General features: G+C 42.9%; 18 protein-coding genes. 4 read left to right on the plus strand and 14 right to left on the minus strand.

Features of this window, described 5'->3' with window-relative positions; genetic code table 11:
- Positions 1–106: 106 nt before the first annotated feature.
- The 3 genes from ACFVAD_RS03150 to ACFVAD_RS03160 all read right to left on the minus strand — a co-directional run bounded on the left by ACFVAD_RS03150 (position 107) and on the right by ACFVAD_RS03160 (position 3724).
- Positions 107–2422 carry a DNA internalization-related competence protein ComEC/Rec2 gene (locus ACFVAD_RS03150; protein ID WP_386635988.1) on the minus strand — a complete coding sequence of 772 codons (2316 nt, stop codon included), beginning with the start codon at positions 2420–2422 and terminating at the stop codon, positions 107–109.
- Between the two features lie 6 nt (positions 2423–2428).
- Positions 2429–2992, minus strand: coding sequence for a ComE operon protein 2 (locus ACFVAD_RS03155; protein WP_386635990.1), 564 nt, complete (start codon positions 2990–2992; stop codon positions 2429–2431).
- A gap of 66 nt (positions 2993–3058) precedes the next feature.
- A complete protein-coding gene (locus ACFVAD_RS03160; protein ID WP_386635992.1) occupies positions 3059–3724 on the minus strand; it encodes a helix-hairpin-helix domain-containing protein in 666 nt (221 codons plus the stop codon).
- A gap of 83 nt (positions 3725–3807) precedes the next feature.
- Here ACFVAD_RS03160 and comER point away from each other — a divergent pair, with 83 nt between their 5' ends.
- Complete coding sequence (comER, locus tag ACFVAD_RS03165; RefSeq protein WP_386635995.1) at positions 3808–4626, plus strand: late competence protein ComER; 819 nt, start codon at positions 3808–3810, stop codon at positions 4624–4626.
- 784 nt (positions 4627–5410) lie between these two features.
- On the opposite strand, the gene ACFVAD_RS03170 is transcribed toward comER, so the two are convergent.
- From ACFVAD_RS03170 to ACFVAD_RS03210, 9 genes are all read right to left on the minus strand, one after another.
- Positions 5411–6214 (minus strand): cupin domain-containing protein, encoded by an 804-nt coding sequence (locus tag ACFVAD_RS03170; RefSeq protein ID WP_386635996.1) that lies wholly within the window; start codon positions 6212–6214, stop codon positions 5411–5413.
- A 120-nt stretch (positions 6215–6334) separates the two neighbouring features.
- The gene (locus ACFVAD_RS03175) at positions 6335–7087 is read right to left on the minus strand and encodes a class I SAM-dependent DNA methyltransferase (protein WP_386635998.1); all 753 of its coding nucleotides are present in this window, start codon (positions 7085–7087) and stop codon (positions 6335–6337) included.
- The gene (gene rsfS / locus ACFVAD_RS03180) at positions 7088–7438 is read right to left on the minus strand and encodes a ribosome silencing factor (protein ID WP_386636000.1); all 351 of its coding nucleotides are present in this window, start codon (positions 7436–7438) and stop codon (positions 7088–7090) included.
- Entirely contained in the window at positions 7438–8016 is a 579-nt protein-coding gene (yqeK, locus tag ACFVAD_RS03185; RefSeq protein WP_386636002.1) for a bis(5'-nucleosyl)-tetraphosphatase (symmetrical) YqeK, read from the minus strand. The genes rsfS and yqeK overlap by 1 nt, the downstream gene beginning before the upstream one ends.
- Positions 8009–8575 (minus strand): nicotinate-nucleotide adenylyltransferase, encoded by a 567-nt coding sequence (locus ACFVAD_RS03190; RefSeq protein WP_386636050.1) that lies wholly within the window; start codon positions 8573–8575, stop codon positions 8009–8011. The genes yqeK and ACFVAD_RS03190 overlap by 8 nt, the downstream gene beginning before the upstream one ends.
- 18 nt (positions 8576–8593) lie before the next feature.
- Positions 8594–8893 carry a ribosome assembly RNA-binding protein YhbY gene (gene yhbY, locus ACFVAD_RS03195; RefSeq protein ID WP_386636004.1) on the minus strand — a complete coding sequence of 100 codons (300 nt, stop codon included), beginning with the start codon at positions 8891–8893 and terminating at the stop codon, positions 8594–8596.
- Positions 8887–9723 (minus strand): shikimate dehydrogenase, encoded by an 837-nt coding sequence (gene aroE / locus ACFVAD_RS03200; protein WP_386636006.1) that lies wholly within the window; start codon positions 9721–9723, stop codon positions 8887–8889. Before aroE ends, yhbY begins: the two co-directional genes overlap by 7 nt.
- A gap of 25 nt (positions 9724–9748) precedes the next feature.
- Positions 9749–10852: a ribosome biogenesis GTPase YqeH gene (gene yqeH, locus ACFVAD_RS03205; RefSeq protein WP_386636008.1), complete on the minus strand. Its 1104-nt coding sequence runs from the start codon at positions 10850–10852 to the stop codon at positions 9749–9751.
- Between the two features lie 5 nt (positions 10853–10857).
- Entirely contained in the window at positions 10858–11373 is a 516-nt protein-coding gene (locus ACFVAD_RS03210) for a YqeG family HAD IIIA-type phosphatase (RefSeq protein WP_386636010.1), read from the minus strand.
- Between the two features lie 470 nt (positions 11374–11843).
- Here ACFVAD_RS03210 and sda point away from each other — a divergent pair, with 470 nt between their 5' ends.
- A complete protein-coding gene (gene sda, locus ACFVAD_RS03215) occupies positions 11844–11984 on the plus strand; it encodes a sporulation histidine kinase inhibitor Sda (RefSeq protein WP_386636012.1) in 141 nt (46 codons plus the stop codon).
- Between the two features lie 113 nt (positions 11985–12097).
- Here sda and ACFVAD_RS03220 read toward each other — a convergent pair whose 3' ends face one another.
- Positions 12098–12880 carry a phosphatidylserine decarboxylase gene (locus ACFVAD_RS03220; protein ID WP_386636014.1) on the minus strand — a complete coding sequence of 261 codons (783 nt, stop codon included), beginning with the start codon at positions 12878–12880 and terminating at the stop codon, positions 12098–12100.
- Positions 12881–13165: 285 nt separating this feature from the next.
- Between ACFVAD_RS03220 and ACFVAD_RS03225 the strand changes: the two genes are divergently transcribed.
- Entirely contained in the window at positions 13166–13549 is a 384-nt protein-coding gene (locus ACFVAD_RS03225; protein ID WP_386636016.1) for a VOC family protein, read from the plus strand.
- Positions 13550–13627: 78 nt separating this feature from the next.
- On the plus strand, positions 13628–14572 hold the full coding sequence (locus tag ACFVAD_RS03230; RefSeq protein WP_386636018.1) for a sigma-70 family RNA polymerase sigma factor: 945 nt from the start codon (positions 13628–13630) through the stop codon (positions 14570–14572).
- Between the two features lie 40 nt (positions 14573–14612).
- Here the strand turns inward: ACFVAD_RS03230 and ACFVAD_RS03235 are convergent, their stop codons facing one another.
- Positions 14613–16388, minus strand: coding sequence for a M3 family oligoendopeptidase (locus ACFVAD_RS03235; RefSeq protein ID WP_386636020.1), 1776 nt, complete (start codon positions 16386–16388; stop codon positions 14613–14615).
- Between the last annotated feature and the right edge of the window lie 229 nt (positions 16389–16617).

Here is a 16617-nt window from a genome sequence, read left to right on the forward strand (position 1 = left end):
CTTTCTCAAAGCTCGTTGTGGAAAGAATGAGGATAATACTCAAAGTTTCGTCTTAAAAGAGACTGCTGAAAATTGGCAGTCTCTTTTTCATTTCTTCTAGTGTATCCTATGGTAATAGGGTGGAAAACGTTCCTCCTCGATGTGTAAAAATATACACGATGGCGCCTTGTTCATCAGTTCGGTAAATAATAGCACCTGCACCTTCCATACGCTCCAACACTTCTGCATGAGGGTGCCCAAACCGGTTATTCCGACCTGCTGAAATCAGGACATAATCAGGCTCCACCTGATCCAGAAAAGGTGCCAGGCTGGACGTACCACTACCGTGATGCGCTGCTTTCAGAACATCCGCCTTCAGTTGAGGATAGTTGCGCAAAAGATCCCTTTCCCCAGCTTCTTCAATATCACCTGTAAAAAGCCAGGAGAGGCCACCAAACTCTGCATACAGAACGATCGAACCGTCATTTTTGTCCTTGTATATTTTGGATGGATGCAAAAACTGAAAAGAAGCATCCCCTACTTCCCAACCAGACGTCCCATCTACCTCTATTACATTCAACTTTCTTTCTGCACTTTCTGCCATAACCTCCCGTTCCATCTCACCAGCTTCTCTTCCAAAACCAACCGGTACATAAATATCCTTTACTCTCATCTCCTTCAGCAGGCTGGGAACATTTCCGATATGGTCATAGTCCCCGTGCGTCAAAAAAAGTTTATCCAGCTCTCTTATTCCTTCGCCTTTCAAAAAAGGGACAAGGATTCTTTTCCCGCCATCAAATTCTGATTTTCGCTTTTCCCACTCCTTCATCTCAAACCGAAAAACTCCTCCCGTATCAATCAGGTACGCCCCGCGATTGTGTGGCAGCCTGATATAGATGGCATCTCCCTGGCCGATATCCAGTACAACGACCTTGCCAGCTGATTGGAACAAGCCGATATTCCAGTGGAAAACAAAACAAATCAATAGGGAGCATATGGCCTTCCAGCTTCTTTTTATAGTTGTGGTTTCCATTTTGTAAAAGAGAAAAACAACCGAAAGAATGTACCCAACAACCAAATAATGCGGTGGCCTTCCGAATACGAAAGAACCAAAAGAAAAGCTGGCGATGCCCCCTGCAATACCATTCATAAGTAGCAACGGGTACTTCAGTAGAGGAAGAATCATTGGTACAAAATCAGGTGAAATCATAAGGCAAAAGAAAATGAAAAAAGAAAGCGGCAATACAAACAAAGAGTAGAACGGGATAAAAATGAGGTTCAAAAGTGGACTCCATATGGAGAATTGAAAGAAGTGATAAAGGATGATTGGCAGCGATGCAAGTTGTGCTACGAAAGAAACATAAAGCAATTGATAGCCTTTATACCGGATTGAATTCAGTCTTTTGGCCGAAAGCAGCAAACAAAGACTGACGATAAAGGAAAGCTGAAATCCGATACGATAAAGGTAATAAGGGCTGATCAATAGGATGGTTATACATGCTACACCGATGGAATCAATGGATAGGAACCTTTTTTTCAGCATCAAGTACAATAGCACCACACCGGTCATAATTGCAGCCCTCATGACGGATGGAGCCGCTCCGGCCAATATGACGTATACCGGAAGAAACAGGAGCAGCATACCATTCATGAACCCTCTTGTTGCACCGAGTCTGATCCCAATAAGAAAAACGGCTGCTGTAATCACCCCTACGTGAAGTCCTGAGATTGCCAGCAGATGGACAAGGCCCAACAACTGATAGGCTTCGAGGATTTCTTCATCCATATAAGCTCTTTCTCCAAAAATCAAGCTAATCATGAATCCCGATAACGGGTGCTCCACTTTGTCAAGGATCAATTGCATCCCTTTTACTCTCCAATGCTTCAAGGTAGTTAACATGTTTGGGGGAGATGGCGTCATACAAGCTGAAGGAGCATCGATTAACGTGAGGGTCCAGTGAATGTGCTGGTGATAAAGAAATTGCTTGTAGTCAAAGGCATGAGGATTTGTTGGGGGTAGGGGTTCTTTTAGCATTCCGGTAAAATTGCAGCCGTCTCCAATCTGGAGTGAGGAGAAGCTCTGTATCTCTTTTTCCGTCTTCATGTAGTACTCAACAAGGAGGGTTTCCTCTCTCGTCTTGATTTGGAAGGATATTTTCTTTCCATCGCGGATAATCTGTTGGGTTATCTCTCCAGGAAACTCTGTATCGTATTCCGTAAATTGTGAAGTATTTGCCCGGTCTGTCATGGTGGTATATGCTGCAAAACCAATACCTACTGTCAGGGCAGCCCATGCCAAGGTGGCTCTCTTCAAGCCAAGCCATATCCAAAGAAGAAAGCATCCGGCTAAAACAAGCAGTCCCCACTGAAACGAAAAACTGGAAACTGCAATGCCTAGACAGCCTGAAATGGCAAGATATGCGTAATTGCCTGTCTGTTTCATGAGAGCCTACACCCTGGAGCTAAACAAAAAATCAGCCTTTTCATACCATTCTTTGATTTCTTCCTCTGATGCACCCGACTCTTCCAGTTTACCGATCAATTCAGTAATGAATTTCAGCTTTTCTGGATCATGATTACCTGAATCTTGGAACTCCACATACTGAACCCGAACTCCCGCTTGATCAAACATTTCCATCGCATAAGGATGATTCTTATAGTCCATGGCATAATAGACCGTTTTAATTCCTGCTTGGATAATGGCTTTACAGCAATGCAGACATGGAAAATGCGTGACATAGATTTCAGCACCTGTTGTTGGCACCCCGAACTTGGAACATTGCAGGAGTGCATTCATTTCGGCATGGATGGTCCTAACACAGTGGTTATCGATCACATAGCATCCTTCATCTATACAATGGGTTCCGCCGGCAATGGACCCGTTATATCCGCCTGCTATGATACGCTTGTCCCGAACAATGGTAGCGCCGACTGTCAAACGGGTACACGTGCTGCGCAATGCCAGCAAATGGCTTTGCGCCATGAAATATTGATCCCAAGATATTCTAGCCATAAATATTCCCTCCAACTTCCTTTTACAATAACTATAGTGTATCGACATATCCAGTGCCTCGTCAATTTAATTTGTAGTGGTAATGTCGTCCCGTATTTTTTCGAGCGATTTCTCTCCTATTCCTGTGACATTTACTAGCTCATCAACCGACTTGAACAATCCATTTTCATCGCGATATTCGAGGATGGCTTTAGCTTTTGACTCGCCGATTCCTGAGAGAGTGGTAAGCTCTTCTACTGTTGCGGTATTAATATTCACCTTACTTTGTCCCGTCTCTTTGCCATCCTCGGGACTTGGCGTCTCCGGAAGTGTTAGTCCCTCCACGTCTTCTCCCTCTTCCGGTACATAAATCACCATTTCATCCACCAGCAAGGCAGCAAGATTCACTTTTCTCGTATCAGCACTTGCCAAAAAGCCTCCAGCTTTGTCCACCGCGTCAATAATGCGCTCTCCATTTGCCAGCTCGTACACCCCGGGAAGCTTTACTGCGCCTTTTATATCAATCAGGACTGTTGCGGGTGGGTGAGGTACTTCTATCTTACTTTCAGCATCCGATTCGATACTCTCGTCCACCTCACTTCCCTCCTCCTCCACTACGAGTTTTTGGAAAGCTTTTGGTTCTGTTGTCTGGGATGCCGGAAACAGTTTTGGCCACAGGATGAGCACGAGCGCAATGGCACCTATTGCACCGAGAATCCATTTCTTTTTATGAAGATATAGGAATTCTTTCACAGGTTTTTCACCTTCTATTCATAATTTTTTCAAAAAAAACATATAGTGTATGAGAAACTTTTTGGATGAAGGAGGGCATGGAAGTGAAAATTGGAATCATCGGGACCGGTAATATGGGAAAGATATTAATCGAAGCATTTTTCGAAGCTGGCGCAGTACCTCCTGAAAATATGACGATAACCAATCGAACATTAAAGAAGGCGTATAGCATTCAGAGCCTATACGAAAAAATAGTGGTAAAAGAAACAGCAGAGGAAGTAGCGAAAGCTTCTGACATCATATTTCTTGCAGTCAAGCCTTTGGATATTCACCCCCTTTTATTGAAAATAGATCATTTACTGACTAAGGATAAATGTGTAATCTCCATCACTTCACCTGTGTCAGTGAAGCAATTGCAATCTCTCGTTTCCTGCCAGGTGGCACGGATTATTCCAAGCATTACAAACCGGGCTCTCTCCGGAGTTACACTCATGACATTCGGTGATGATTTAAAAGAGGAGTATCAGGACTATCTGACAGAAATCTGTGCAAAGATTTCCAAACCGATTATCATTAGCGAAAATGTGACAAGAGTGGCTTCCGATATTGTCAGCTGCGGACCGGCATTTTTCAGCTATCTTCTGCAACGGTTCATTGATGGGGCAGTGAGTGAAACCGAGATTTCCAAGGAACAGGCTACTGCACTGGCAAGTGAAATGATAGTCGGTATGGGAAAACTATTGGAGAAGAACCTTTATACGCTGCCTACCCTGCAGGCAAAAGTGTGTGTAAAGGGTGGAGTAACAGGAGAAGGAATCAAGGTACTGGAAAATGAGCTTGGTGATGTGTTCCACCATTTGATACAGAAAACCCACGAGAAGTTTGATGAAGATCTGTGCGAGGTTAAAAAGCAGTTTCACTAACTTATTCGACCTGTTCGACAAAATTCCTTTTTCTTTTGCAAATTTTTTATAAAATGTGCAGGAAAAGACCATCCTCGGAATAATAATAAATGGTCCCGAGGATGGTGAGTTCTAATTAAATGACACAAGAATTGACGTATGAATTGGCATACGTCTTTCTCCTTTTTTGTCAACATTTATACGAAATTCCATTAACTTTGGCATAGCAATTGAGATTATTATATTATAAGGGTCAAGTTTTTGTACAATTACAAAGGTTGATAGAGTCTTCATTTACAGTTCGTTTTGAGTACCAATTTTAGGGTTTATGTGTTTGATTCCTTCATCTGGAATCAAGAAGGTTCTCACTTATCGGTTGGAACATTAGGTTAAGCACTCAGCTGATAAATAGACGGAATAATTCCGCTTAATTAGTAATTACTATTAAAAAAGGCTGAAATAGGCGGAGAAATTCCGCCTATTGACTAGAAAAATTTGAAAAAGGGGGATTTTACTGTGCATAAGCGGAAAAACTCCCCTTATATTCCTCGAAACAAGCTACATTCTGCATTTAACAGGAAAATCTCCGCTTATTTTACTTTTGCTGATTCTTCGAAAAAGGACATAATCTAGACGACAGAGTATTGGTATTCCTAATAAAGAAACTCGCCGATTACTTCGGCGAGATTTACTTATTTATAAACCAAAAATGATCTATCATTTCAGCACTTTTCTTAAAATAAGCACCTTAAAACGGAACGGTTTAGATAATAAAGGATGGTTTTTTCCTACTGAAGATAAAAGTCTACATGTTTTTACTTTGCTGAAGAAGCTTGGATTCACCTGTACGTTCCCATTCTTCCACTGTTTCATATGCCATTTCAGGAGAATATCCCTTCCCGACGAGAACTCCCATCAGGATAAATTCCTGAAGGATATGTGTAGCATTTATTCCTCTTTTCACGTCCTCTAACCCTTCATTCACTAAAAACTCCGTGTACTTTACCCATTCATCTGGAGTTTTTCCTGAAATAAGCGTTTCCCCATTGCCTTCTTCTGCAGCCATTGCATCTGCTTTGGTTGTGTGGACAGTGCCAAATGGATGATTGGGAGGGGCATATATCGAATAGAGTTTTAGCGGTGTATTGCCTGTATTGGTCAGGTTATGCCATGTGCCAGCAGGAATTATGATGGCATAATCGTCATATACATTCCTTTCAAAGTTTAAATTATCTTTACTCTTGCCCATTTGAACAATTCCCTGTCCTTGCTCGACCCTTAAAAATTGATCAACGTGAGGATGCATTTCCAACCCGATATCTTCTCCCGGATTTAGACTCATCAATGTAAGTTGCAAATGCGTTCCTGTCCACAAAGCTGTACGATAAGTATTGTTTTGCAGGGTGGCTTCATTGATATTCACGACATATGGATTTGGTCCATTATCTTTCAGCTGGATTCTTCTATCTCCTTGGCTGAATTCAAAGGAGGCATATGGATTTGGCGGGGTATATCTGTAAACAGGCTGTTGGCCATAGTTATACATAGGCCATTGAACGTAATGAGGATTCTGATATTGGTATCGTAAATAATTTGGATCATAGTACATTTTTTTCATTCCCTTCCCAGTTTATAGATTTATCCTATGCACTGTTTATGGGAAGGTACTTAGTCTAAAACAAAAGCCTATCAAAATTGAAAAAATTGATAGGCCCATTTGCTTGTATTTCTATATTTTTCTTGCGGCAAAAAACACTCTTTCCGCCTGGTCTGAGAGGTGTTCCATGGAGAAATCGCCTGTAACAGATAACAGTTCAAACCCTGCTTCCTCCAGCCATTTCTTATAGAGCTCCACACTATGTGTACGTTGGTAATGCACTTCGTCAAAGCGGGAATAAAGACCGGTTTCCTCTTCCAGGACGAAGAAGCTCAGCTCATGCTCCACACTGTTCGCTTCTTCCCCTGCATAGCAGTTCCATATGTAGGACACTTCTTCTTCCGCATTTGTAAACGTGCTATTCATAAAAATTTGGGACATTTTATAAATGGAATGAACATCAAATAAAAGGAGTCCGCCTTCTTCAAGCTGGCTTGAGACTGCCTTGAATGTATCCTGAACCTCTTCTTCTGTTTGCAGATAATTGAGTGAGTCGCAAAAGATGGTCACGCAGTCCGAGCCGGTAAAGCCATCAAGCTCAGTCATATTCTGTTCAAAATAGGGTATTGCTACACCCGCTTGTACAGACTTTTCATGCGCCACCGCAAGCATGCTTTCGGACAGGTCCACCCCAGAGACCTTCCATCCCTCTTTTGCAAAACGGATGGTCATTTCCCCGGTCCCGCACCCGACATCCACGATGGAAAAGTCCGGTTTACCTTTTGCATAGCGATCCTTTACGTTTTTGACGTATTCCACCCATTGATCATACGGGACGTCTTCCATCAAATGATCGTAAATGAAAGCAAATTGACCGTAAGCCATTTACGTCAGCTCTTTAAGTACGTCTTCGCGTGGTGCATCTCCCCAAAGGCGCTCCAGGTTGTAATAGCCGCGCTCATCTCTATGGAATACATGGGCAACCACATCCCCAAGGTCAACAAGGATCCAACGTGCCTCATCGAAGCCTTCCATTCTGCGGACATGCTGCCCCTGTTCTTCTGCCGCTTCTTTAATCGCTCTCGCAATTGCTTGAACCTGCTTGTCGGAGTTACCATGACAAATCAGGAAATAATCTGAAACAAGGGAAATCCCCTTCATATTCAATGCAACCAATTCTTCTGCTCTTTTATCATCTGCCGCTTGTGCAGCAAGTTGTAATAATTCTTTTGACATTAACTTAACTTCCTTCCTTTTACTTTCATAGTCATATCATTATAAGCGTGAAATGTATCCGGATAAACAGGCTGATTTCGCTTCAACAGATAGGAAATCGTATTTTTCATCGCTTGTATCATTGCTATATCCAGGCTTGCTTTGGCAGATTCCCGTACCTCTTCCACTCCAGGAAAGTCTCGGCCAGGCTCAATATAATCCGCTACATAGAGGACCTTATCAAGCGTAGTCATATTTATTTTCCCGGATGTATGGCATTTTATTGCCTCTAATACATCTTTATCCGTAATGCCCACTTCTTTTTCCACCAAAAAGGCACCGACTGGAGCATGCCAAAGTTCATCATGATGTGCAAGGAGATCCTGCGGCATGTTTTGCTCCAGGATGATATTCCGCATTTCTTCCTTATTACGAAACTTGGCATAGTCATGGAAAATCGCCGCAAGCTCAGCCTTATTTTCGTCAACACCATACTTTTTTGCGAGCTCGATGCTTGTATCCATTACGCCGATGGTATGGATATAGCGGCGTTCTGTTAATTGCTCCCGTACAATTCTTAGCGCTTTTTCTCTATTCATACAGCTTTTTCTCCTCTATTAATCGTCGGACCTGCTCCGGCACCAAATAGTGCGAGGGCCTGCCATCCTTGACACGCTGTCTGATGAGCGTAGAGGAAACCTCAAACTGCGGTGTTTCCACTTCGATGACAGGAAAGGCGGTTTCAATGGAATAGCCCGGCCTTTTCACACCTACGAATTTCACCAGCTTAACCAGTTCCTCAATTTTATGCCATTTTGGCAGGTATTCCACCATATCGGCTCCAATGATGAAATGAAAATCAATTGTCGGATGATTTTCTTTCAGCAAAAGAATGGTGTCATACGTATAGGACGGTCCCTCTCTCTCCAGTTCTATCGTTTGCAACATAAAAGAGGGCCGATCACCTATTGCGGCCTCTATCATTTCAAGACGATGCTCGGTGCTGGTGATGGAATCCGACTGTTTATGCGGGGGGATATGGTTAGGCATGAACCACACTTCATCCAAGCTTAAACAATGCTGTACATCATTTGCTATTAAAAGATGACCAAGATGTGGAGGATCAAAGGTGCCTCCCATAATGCCTACTTTTTTCACCATATTCCCTCCCATATATTATCTGGATTTTGGCAATTCAAGCTGTTTGTTTTCTCTGGACTCCTTGTAAAGGACAACAGTATTGCCGATTACCTGAACAAGCTCTGCCTTTGTTCCTTCTACAAGCTCACTCGCTACTGTGTTTCTGTCGTCATCACAGTTTTGGAGAATGCTTACCTTTAAAAGCTCTCTTACTTCAAGGGCTTCTGAAATTTGTTTCGTCATATTTTCATTTACTCCACCTTTTCCTACTTGGAAAATTGGATCAAGATGATGTGCTGCAGCACGTAAAAATCTTTTTTGTTTACCTGTTAACATGATGTTCCTCCTAGTCGTTCTGTTACTAATGTTTCCATCCTATCCACATCCGGTACATTTCCTGTCCAGTGCTGAAAGGCTTGAGCAGCCTGATACGCAAACATTTGCACACCGTTTTGGACGACCGCTCCTTTTAATCGTGCTTCCTTTAAAAGTTTCGTTTCTAAAGGATTATAGATAATGTCACTTACCACTGCATTCTTTTTCAGTGAAGAGAGTGAAATCGGGGTTTCCTCCACAAGAGGATGCATTCCTACAGATGTGGTCTGGACAATGACATCATATGTAGGAAGACTCCGGACAGCTTCTTCCATCGTTACAGCACGGCATCTGTCATGAAAGGAAAACTCCTCGATCAGACTGATCGCTTTGTCTGGAGTGCGGTTCAATATATCCGCCGTGACCCCGGGCTCCTGAACAAGTGAATAGATGATAGCCCTTGCCGCGCCACCTGCACCGATGATCAGCATCCGCTTATCATTGGTTGATGTCACTCTCTTTAACGCTTCCACGAACCCAGGGCCATCCGTGTTATACCCTTTCAATATCCCGTTCTTATGGACTACCGTATTGACAGCCCCTATCCTCAGGGCATGTTCGTCCACTTCGTCAAGCAGAGGAATAATGGCCTCTTTATGTGGAATCGTCACATTGAAGCCGGATACGCCGAGGGCTCTCATCCCTTTTACTGCGTTTTCGAGTTCCTTTGGTTCCACATGGAATGCATGATAATAGGCATCCATTCCAAGATGAAGAAACGCATCATTATGAATAAGTGGAGACATGGTTTGCTGTATCGGACAGCCTATCACCCCGTAAAGCTTCTTCATCAGAACCACCCCCAACCGCTTCGAATTATATTAATGACTTCCTTAGCATTACACCTACGCCTTTTGGGACATGTGCAACAACCTTGATCCCCGCTTCTTTGATCGTGATCCAGCCAAGACCGGAGAATACGATATCCATTTTGTCTTCTTTAATGGTGAATTCATGGGCGACGAGCTCCGGGAAGTTTTCAGCATAATCATCTCCAGGAGGCTGCAATAGCTCGCCAAGATGCTCTTTATACATATTGTCTGCATTTGCAAGCTTCGTCCGATGAATGTAGAGAGCGTTGGAAAAATAACAGGTGAAGGAATTACGTCCACCCTTCACATAATCGAATCTGGCCAAACCGCCAAAGAATAATGTCTGCTCTTCGTTTAATTGAAAGACCATCGGCTTGATTTCTTTTTTCGGAGAAATGACCTTGAGATCTTTTTTGTCCACATAATGAGCCATCTGATGACGGTTGATGATGCCTGGCGTGTCATACAGGGAGGCACCATTATCAAGTGGAATATCAATCAGGTCCAAAGTCGTACCCGGGAACTGGGAGGTCGTAATGACATCCTTTTCACCAGAGAACTCGCGGATGATACGGTTGATGAACGTGGACTTCCCGACATTCGTACATCCAACTACATAAACATCCTTACCGTTACGGTACTCGTCCATTGCTGCAGCAAGTTCCTTGACTCCTGTACCTTTATCCGCACTGATCAAAAATACATCTTCAGGCTTCAAACCCAATTCCTTGGCAGCCAGCTTCATCCAGTTGATCACTTTGTTTGGCTTGACCGATTTTGGAAGAAGGTCCACTTTATTTCCGACAAGCAGAATCTTATTGTTTCCTACAAACCGGTGCAATCCAGGCAGCCAGCTTCCATCAAAATCAAAAATGTCCACGATTTTCACTACTAGACCTTCCGATTGTCCGATGGAATGAAGAATTTTTATAAAGTCATCATCCGTCAAGGATACATCCTGAATTTCATTGTAGTTCTTCAATCTGAAGCATCGTTGACAAATGATCGTCTCTTTGTTCAAAGAAGATGCTGGAGCATAGCCCAATCCCGCTTTATCCTCGGTTTGGATGTCCACTCCACAACCTACACACACTACTTGTTCTTCCATATTACTTAATCCTCCCAAGAAATCATGCCTCTTCGCTTCATCCATGATAATATTCTACGCTCGACCTGTCGGTTAAACTTGGTGACAAACCCATCCGATTTGGCGACCGGTACCACTAGAATGGTATGGAGCCCAAGACGGTTGCCTCCTAGTACATCCGTCAGAAGCTGGTCGCCAACAACCACCACTTCCTCCGCCCGAATATTCATCTCGCGCAAGGCACGTTTGAAGGCTCTTCTGAATGGTTTTCTCGCTTCATAGATGTACGGGATTCCCAATGGATCTGAAAAGAACTTCACACGCTTCAGTTTATTGTTGGAAACGATGGTTACATGGATCCCGGCAGCCTGCATTTCCTTGAACCACTCAATCAGTGCCGGCGTCGCTTCCGGTCTGTCCCATTCCACCAATGTATTATCAAGGTCTGTAATAATACCTTTTATGCCTTTTTCCTTTAATGTTGCTGGCTTAATTTCGAAGACACTTTTCACATGTTCAGCCGGCAAAAAATATTTTAGCACGATGCTCACCCTCTATATATTTCTAAATTCGTATACAATTTTCATGAAGCAACTTTTCCGAAACAAAATTATACTTTACCATCTTACCCAAATTCCTTCAATGTTCCAAGTAAATTGTCGATAATAGTAGTGTTTACTAATGATTCAAGAGATAAAAATAAACGGAAAATAAAAATTTTTCGACAAATTACATTTGCATTCAACACTTGTGGATAACCTTATCTACATTATACAACCCAGTAGATTACGTTTAATGGTAATTATAAACAGATTACCCACAAGTTATCCACCTTTCCCTGTGGATAACAGAACGGTTGTTCTAAAAAATATTACGTGGTAGAGTAATGTTACAAACCAGCTAAACTAATCAATATATGACCTTACTGGATGATATAGAACAGAATTTCACACATTTGGAGTCGACTATACATATAGACCACACTAGGAGGTGTAGGGCAGAGGCCAACCTGATGAGAAAACTTTCTGATGAACTTTTACTTGAATCCTATTACAAAGCAACGGAATTAAAATTGTGCACGGATTTTATCCAACTGATCGAGCTTGAAATTCAACGCCGCTCCTTAAATTATAAAATAAAGGCAACATCCTAAAAGAGCCCGATTACGGCTCTTTTTTCATGTCCAAACACTCCAAATAAAAGAAAAGCTAGAGTTTGTGGACACTAGCTTTTGGCTTTTTTCTTCCCGATTCCACCGTGTCGTTACTAACTGAGCCACGTCCCTATTTTTTGTCCGACCTTCACTTCCTGTTTTTCCTTAATGGAAGGATCAATCATAAACGAATCCTTCTCAAATAGGAGGGTAACAGTAGAACCAAAAGAGAAATAGGCCATTTCCTCGCCCTTTGTGAGTGTACTTGATTCATGTGTAAGTTCAATACTGTTCACAAACATGGCGCCAACCTTTACAACCGTAACATGCTTATTGTTATGCTTCATTTCGGTAAGGCGGCGATAATTCTTGGCAAGCGGCTCTTTTCCGTATTTCAGCCCAAGCTGGTTAACAGGATAGGATTTACCGCCCAGAGTCCATTGCTTAGTAACCTCGCCAGTGATCGGACTATGAATCTTATGATAATGACTCGGACTCAAATACAGCACCATGTATGTTCCGCCCATATACTTCGGCGCGAGTATCTCATCAGAAAGCATTTCTTCTATTGAATAATCAATACCCTTTGCTGTCATTTGTAAATCATTTGTAATGGCCCCCATCTTCTCCACTACCGCATCAACCGGACTCACAACAGAATTTGCAGCTGCATCAATCGGACGCACACTCGGTTTCAGACTGCGGATAAAAAATTGCTGCAGCGTTGGAAACGTAGAGATATCATCCTTCATCTCATCCAGATTAATTTTATAGACATTGGCGAAAGACGAGATAAACCGTTTGCTCATTTTAGAAGAAGCGAAGCGTTTCACAGCCATGGATGAGTACTTATGATTCGTCAGCTCTATCGATAGCCTGTACAAGTTTTTCAACAATATATTTCCCTCCAACAGAATCTTTTTGATGAAGCATTTATAAAAACAGCAAATGTTTGTAGTCAATACTCTGTTTGAAACAAATCCTGGCAAAGCGCCAGACTCCATGAGTGATATTATAACATTTGCCGCATGTCCTGCACTATTTATTTATGAAGTATTGATGGAAGGTTCGTGGTATTGGAAATTGCCGCTAGGAATCCCCAAAATTTATGCAGGTATTATCTCATTTTTCTAGAAAATAAAATAATGAGATACATACTTACTGGAAAGGCGGAATAGATAATGAAAATGATCGAAAGCCCCATTAAGAACAGGATACATACCATTTTTGTGCATGTAGCGGATCTCAGACGCTCTGTTATATGGTACTGCGACCTTTTGGGTCAGGAATATGATGAAAGCATGATAGTCGATCCTGTCTACAACATTCCCATCAATGACTATACCGGTCTCACTCTTGACTCCGGTCCGTCTGGTATAGAAAAGGTTATAGCACCTTCTCCACACCCTCTTTTCAATTTCCATACAGAGGACATCCAAAGGGCTTATGAATTTGTCAGAAAGATTGGCTGTGAAATTTGTTCTCCAATTATTGATTTTGATGATTTCTCTTTCTTTCATGTCAAAGATCCTGATGGAAATATAGTGATGGTCTGCACAGGATAAATAAATACACTTATAGCGTATAATTTCCCCGCGTCCAATCGTTATATCATTTGAATAGGACAGGAGGAGGATAAAGTAATGACACAGAATTCTACGGTGGATCAGCAGCTGATTCATGATATTCGAAAAGTAAGAGACGATTTTGACAAGGCGGTTTCAGCGTATACCTCTGACTTGTGGAACTATTGCCGCTATTTGACGGGGTCTCCTTGGGATGGGGAAGACCTTTTTCAAGACACGATGCTAAAGGCCATCGGGTTGCTTTCCCAACGTTGGAGTGAGATCACTGACAGGAAAAACTATCTTTTTCGGATTGCCACAAACACGTGGTTTGATCAGTGCAGAAGGGAAAAACGGATGGTAGGGTCGTTGGATGAAGAGCGCAGCCCTGTAGACGGGATTGAATTTTCCGATCACCTTTTATTGGAGGAAGCGCTCCATCTGATAGAATCCCATTTATCGCCCAAGCAAGTGGCAGCCTTACTGTTATTTGACGTTTTTCAGTTTACAGCTGAGGAAGTTTCCGGAATGGTCAAGAGCACAACAGGTGGCGTCTTCGCTTCGGTACAGCGTGCAAGGAAGAAACTCGCAACCATTGATATGGGAAAAAAACTGGACCCCACTACAAAGCGTGCAAACGATAGTATCATTCAAGCATACTTGGCGGCATTCAACAACGGAGACTTCGAAGAAATGCTCTCCTTGTTCAGTGAGCAGGCAGAGAATGAAGCTTATCTTGGATTCCAGGAGTATTCAAAGGACGAAATGCGAAAAGGCTCGCTTCGATTCGGTTTGCCAGGTTATTCTGCTCGGGAAGTCATTCTTTGGGAAAGACCTGTCATTATCGTTCTAAGCACTGGCAGCCATGGAACAGAACTGCATGACATTCAATTGCAAGAAGTGGAGAATAATACCATCGTCAGTCACCGAAGCTATTTTTTCCGAAAAGAATTTATCCTCGCAGCTGCAAAGGAACTTGGCTTAATGCCACAGCTGCAAAAACCTCCTGTTGATTGGAGTTGAAAAAGGCAGCACCGCATCATTTTGCGGGGCTGCCTTCTTCTTATTTATTCGTCAATTCAAGAAACTCCTCCACATCCTCCAGGGATTTTTTCACTGCCTTTTCCCAGAAATCCCGTTGAGTCAAGTCCACACCAAGATGTTTCCTGGCAAGGTCCTCCACGGTCATGGATGCAGTATCCTTCAACAAGGAGATGTATTTATCTTCATAGTTTGTTCCCTCTTCCAGTGCTTGGCTGTAGATTCCTAATGAGAAAAGGTAGCCGAACGTGTACGGGAAGTTATAGAACGGAACCTGGGTGATAAAGAAATGCATTTTGGAAGCCCAGAACGTTGAATCATATTCATCCAACGCACCACAGTATGCTTCTTTTTGCGCTTCTACCATTAGTTCGTTCAGCTTCTCCACACTCACAAGCCCGTTCTTTCGCTCCTCATAGAATCTTGTTTCGAAAAGGAAGCGTGCATGAATGTTCATATAGAATGCAACGCTGCGCTGGATTTTGTCTTCGAGTAATGAAATCTTTTCTTTCTCATCCTTTGCATACTTGACAGCCGCATCCGCGACGATCATTTCAGCGAAAGTGGAGGCCGTTTCCGCCACATTGCTTGCATAGAAGCGGTTCAATGTCGGTACTCCGTGCATAGCATGCTGATGGAAAGCATGGCCAAGTTCATGAGCAAGTGTACTGACATTGGATAGCGTGCCGGAATAGGTCATGAAAATTCTGGACTGTCCGGATACCGGGAAGCTTGTGCAGAAACCGCCTGGACGCTTTCCTGCGCGGTCTTCTGCTTCGATCCAGCGATCTTCAAACGCTTTTTTCGTAAACTCCGTCAGTTCAGGGCCAAACTTGGAAAATTGCTCGATGATGAAATCTGCGCCTTCCTGATAGGACAGTTTGGTTTCTTCTGCTGTCAGGGGAGCTGAAACATCATACATGCTCAACTTCTCAAGACCAAGCAGTTCCGCCTTGCGGTTTAGATATTTCGTAAGTGTCCCTTTATGGTCGGTTATTACCTGCCACATTGTATCCAATGTTTCCTGCTTCATACGGTTGTTATCAAGCGGCTCCTGCAGAACGGACTCCCAACCTCTTTGCTCATATACCTGCAGACGGAAACCAGCAAGATGATTCAATGCTGCTGCAATCGTATCAGCTTGGTTTTCCCATGCCTCTTTCCACGCTTTTGCCACCTCTTTACGGACTTCACGGCTGCCATCGGAAAATCTGTTATGGGCCTGACCGACCGAAAGCTCTTTGACCTCTCCATTCTCTTTCACTTTCACCTTGATGGTTCCAACAAGGGAATTGTACAACTTGCCCCATGCATGGTATCCATCTACAGCAAGTGAGGTAACCAACTTTTCCTGATCTGCGGAAAGTTTATCATTCGCTCTTCGTCTGCGTTCATTCAGCACATATTCCAATACCTTGAATTCTTCCTTTTCCAAAAGTGAATTCCAGGTCTCTTCGTCAATAGTGACCAGCTTATCATCCAAAGCACCAAGAAGAACCTGCAGTTTCGCATGGATTTGCGCAACCTGCCCCTGCAGTTGGGCCGCTCCTTTATCCGTCACATCTGCAGCAAGCAGACAGTTGACGAATGCAGAAGATTGGACAATCTTTTTCACCACAGTTTCATAGTCTCCAAGCACTTTTTCAAGTTCATCCACATCAAATGCGTCGATATGTTGTTCGAACGCTTTTAGGTCCTCTTTGATTTCTGATAGATATGTATGATAGCTTTCTGAACCACTTCCACCTTTGAAGAATACATCAAGGTCCCATGTTTCTTGAAATGTTTTTGTTGTCATAGTAGTTGAATCCCCCTTTTTGTTTCATAGAATTAATTATAACGTAAAAATTACAATATTTCCATAATTCCAAACCATTAGACTTCCAAAATATTCGATTATCGAAATTTATAGTGAGAGCGGTAGCGGGCACGAATAGAGTAGGCGCATGAATTTATTCATGCGCCTCTCACAGATCCGTACGTGCGGGTCATCGCATACGGCTCCTCCATGTTATCCCCTCTGGGGA

The organism is Sutcliffiella sp. NPDC057660, from assembly GCF_042800035.1.
Lineage (GTDB): Bacteria > Bacillota > Bacilli > Bacillales > Bacillaceae_I > Sutcliffiella_A.

Excerpts from the sequence above, each read along its gene's own strand:
- ACFVAD_RS03155 (WP_386635990.1), bottom strand. The coding sequence starts at position 2,992 with ATGGCTAGAATATCTTGGGATCAATATTTCATGGCGCAAAGCCATTTG.
- ACFVAD_RS03150 (WP_386635988.1), bottom strand. The coding sequence starts at position 2,422 with ATGAAACAGACAGGCAATTACGCATATCTTGCCATTTCAGGCTGTCTA.
- ACFVAD_RS03230 (WP_386636018.1), top strand. The coding sequence starts at position 13,628 with ATGACACAGAATTCTACGGTGGATCAGCAGCTGATTCATGATATTCGA.
- ACFVAD_RS03170 (WP_386635996.1), bottom strand. The coding sequence starts at position 6,214 with ATGTACTATGATCCAAATTATTTACGATACCAATATCAGAATCCTCAT.
- yqeH (WP_386636008.1), bottom strand. The coding sequence starts at position 10,852 with ATGGAAGAACAAGTAGTGTGTGTAGGTTGTGGAGTGGACATCCAAACC.
- yqeK (WP_386636002.1), bottom strand. The coding sequence starts at position 8,016 with ATGAATAGAGAAAAAGCGCTAAGAATTGTACGGGAGCAATTAACAGAA.
- rsfS (WP_386636000.1), bottom strand. The coding sequence starts at position 7,438 with ATGTCAAAAGAATTATTACAACTTGCTGCACAAGCGGCAGATGATAAA.
- ACFVAD_RS03225 (WP_386636016.1), top strand. The coding sequence starts at position 13,166 with ATGAAAATGATCGAAAGCCCCATTAAGAACAGGATACATACCATTTTT.
- ACFVAD_RS03175 (WP_386635998.1), bottom strand. The coding sequence starts at position 7,087 with ATGGCTTACGGTCAATTTGCTTTCATTTACGATCATTTGATGGAAGAC.
- aroE (WP_386636006.1), bottom strand. The coding sequence starts at position 9,723 with ATGAAGAAGCTTTACGGGGTGATAGGCTGTCCGATACAGCAAACCATG.
- ACFVAD_RS03235 (WP_386636020.1), bottom strand. The coding sequence starts at position 16,388 with ATGACAACAAAAACATTTCAAGAAACATGGGACCTTGATGTATTCTTC.
- yhbY (WP_386636004.1), bottom strand. The coding sequence starts at position 8,893 with ATGTTAACAGGTAAACAAAAAAGATTTTTACGTGCTGCAGCACATCAT.
- sda (WP_386636012.1), top strand. The coding sequence starts at position 11,844 with ATGAGAAAACTTTCTGATGAACTTTTACTTGAATCCTATTACAAAGCA.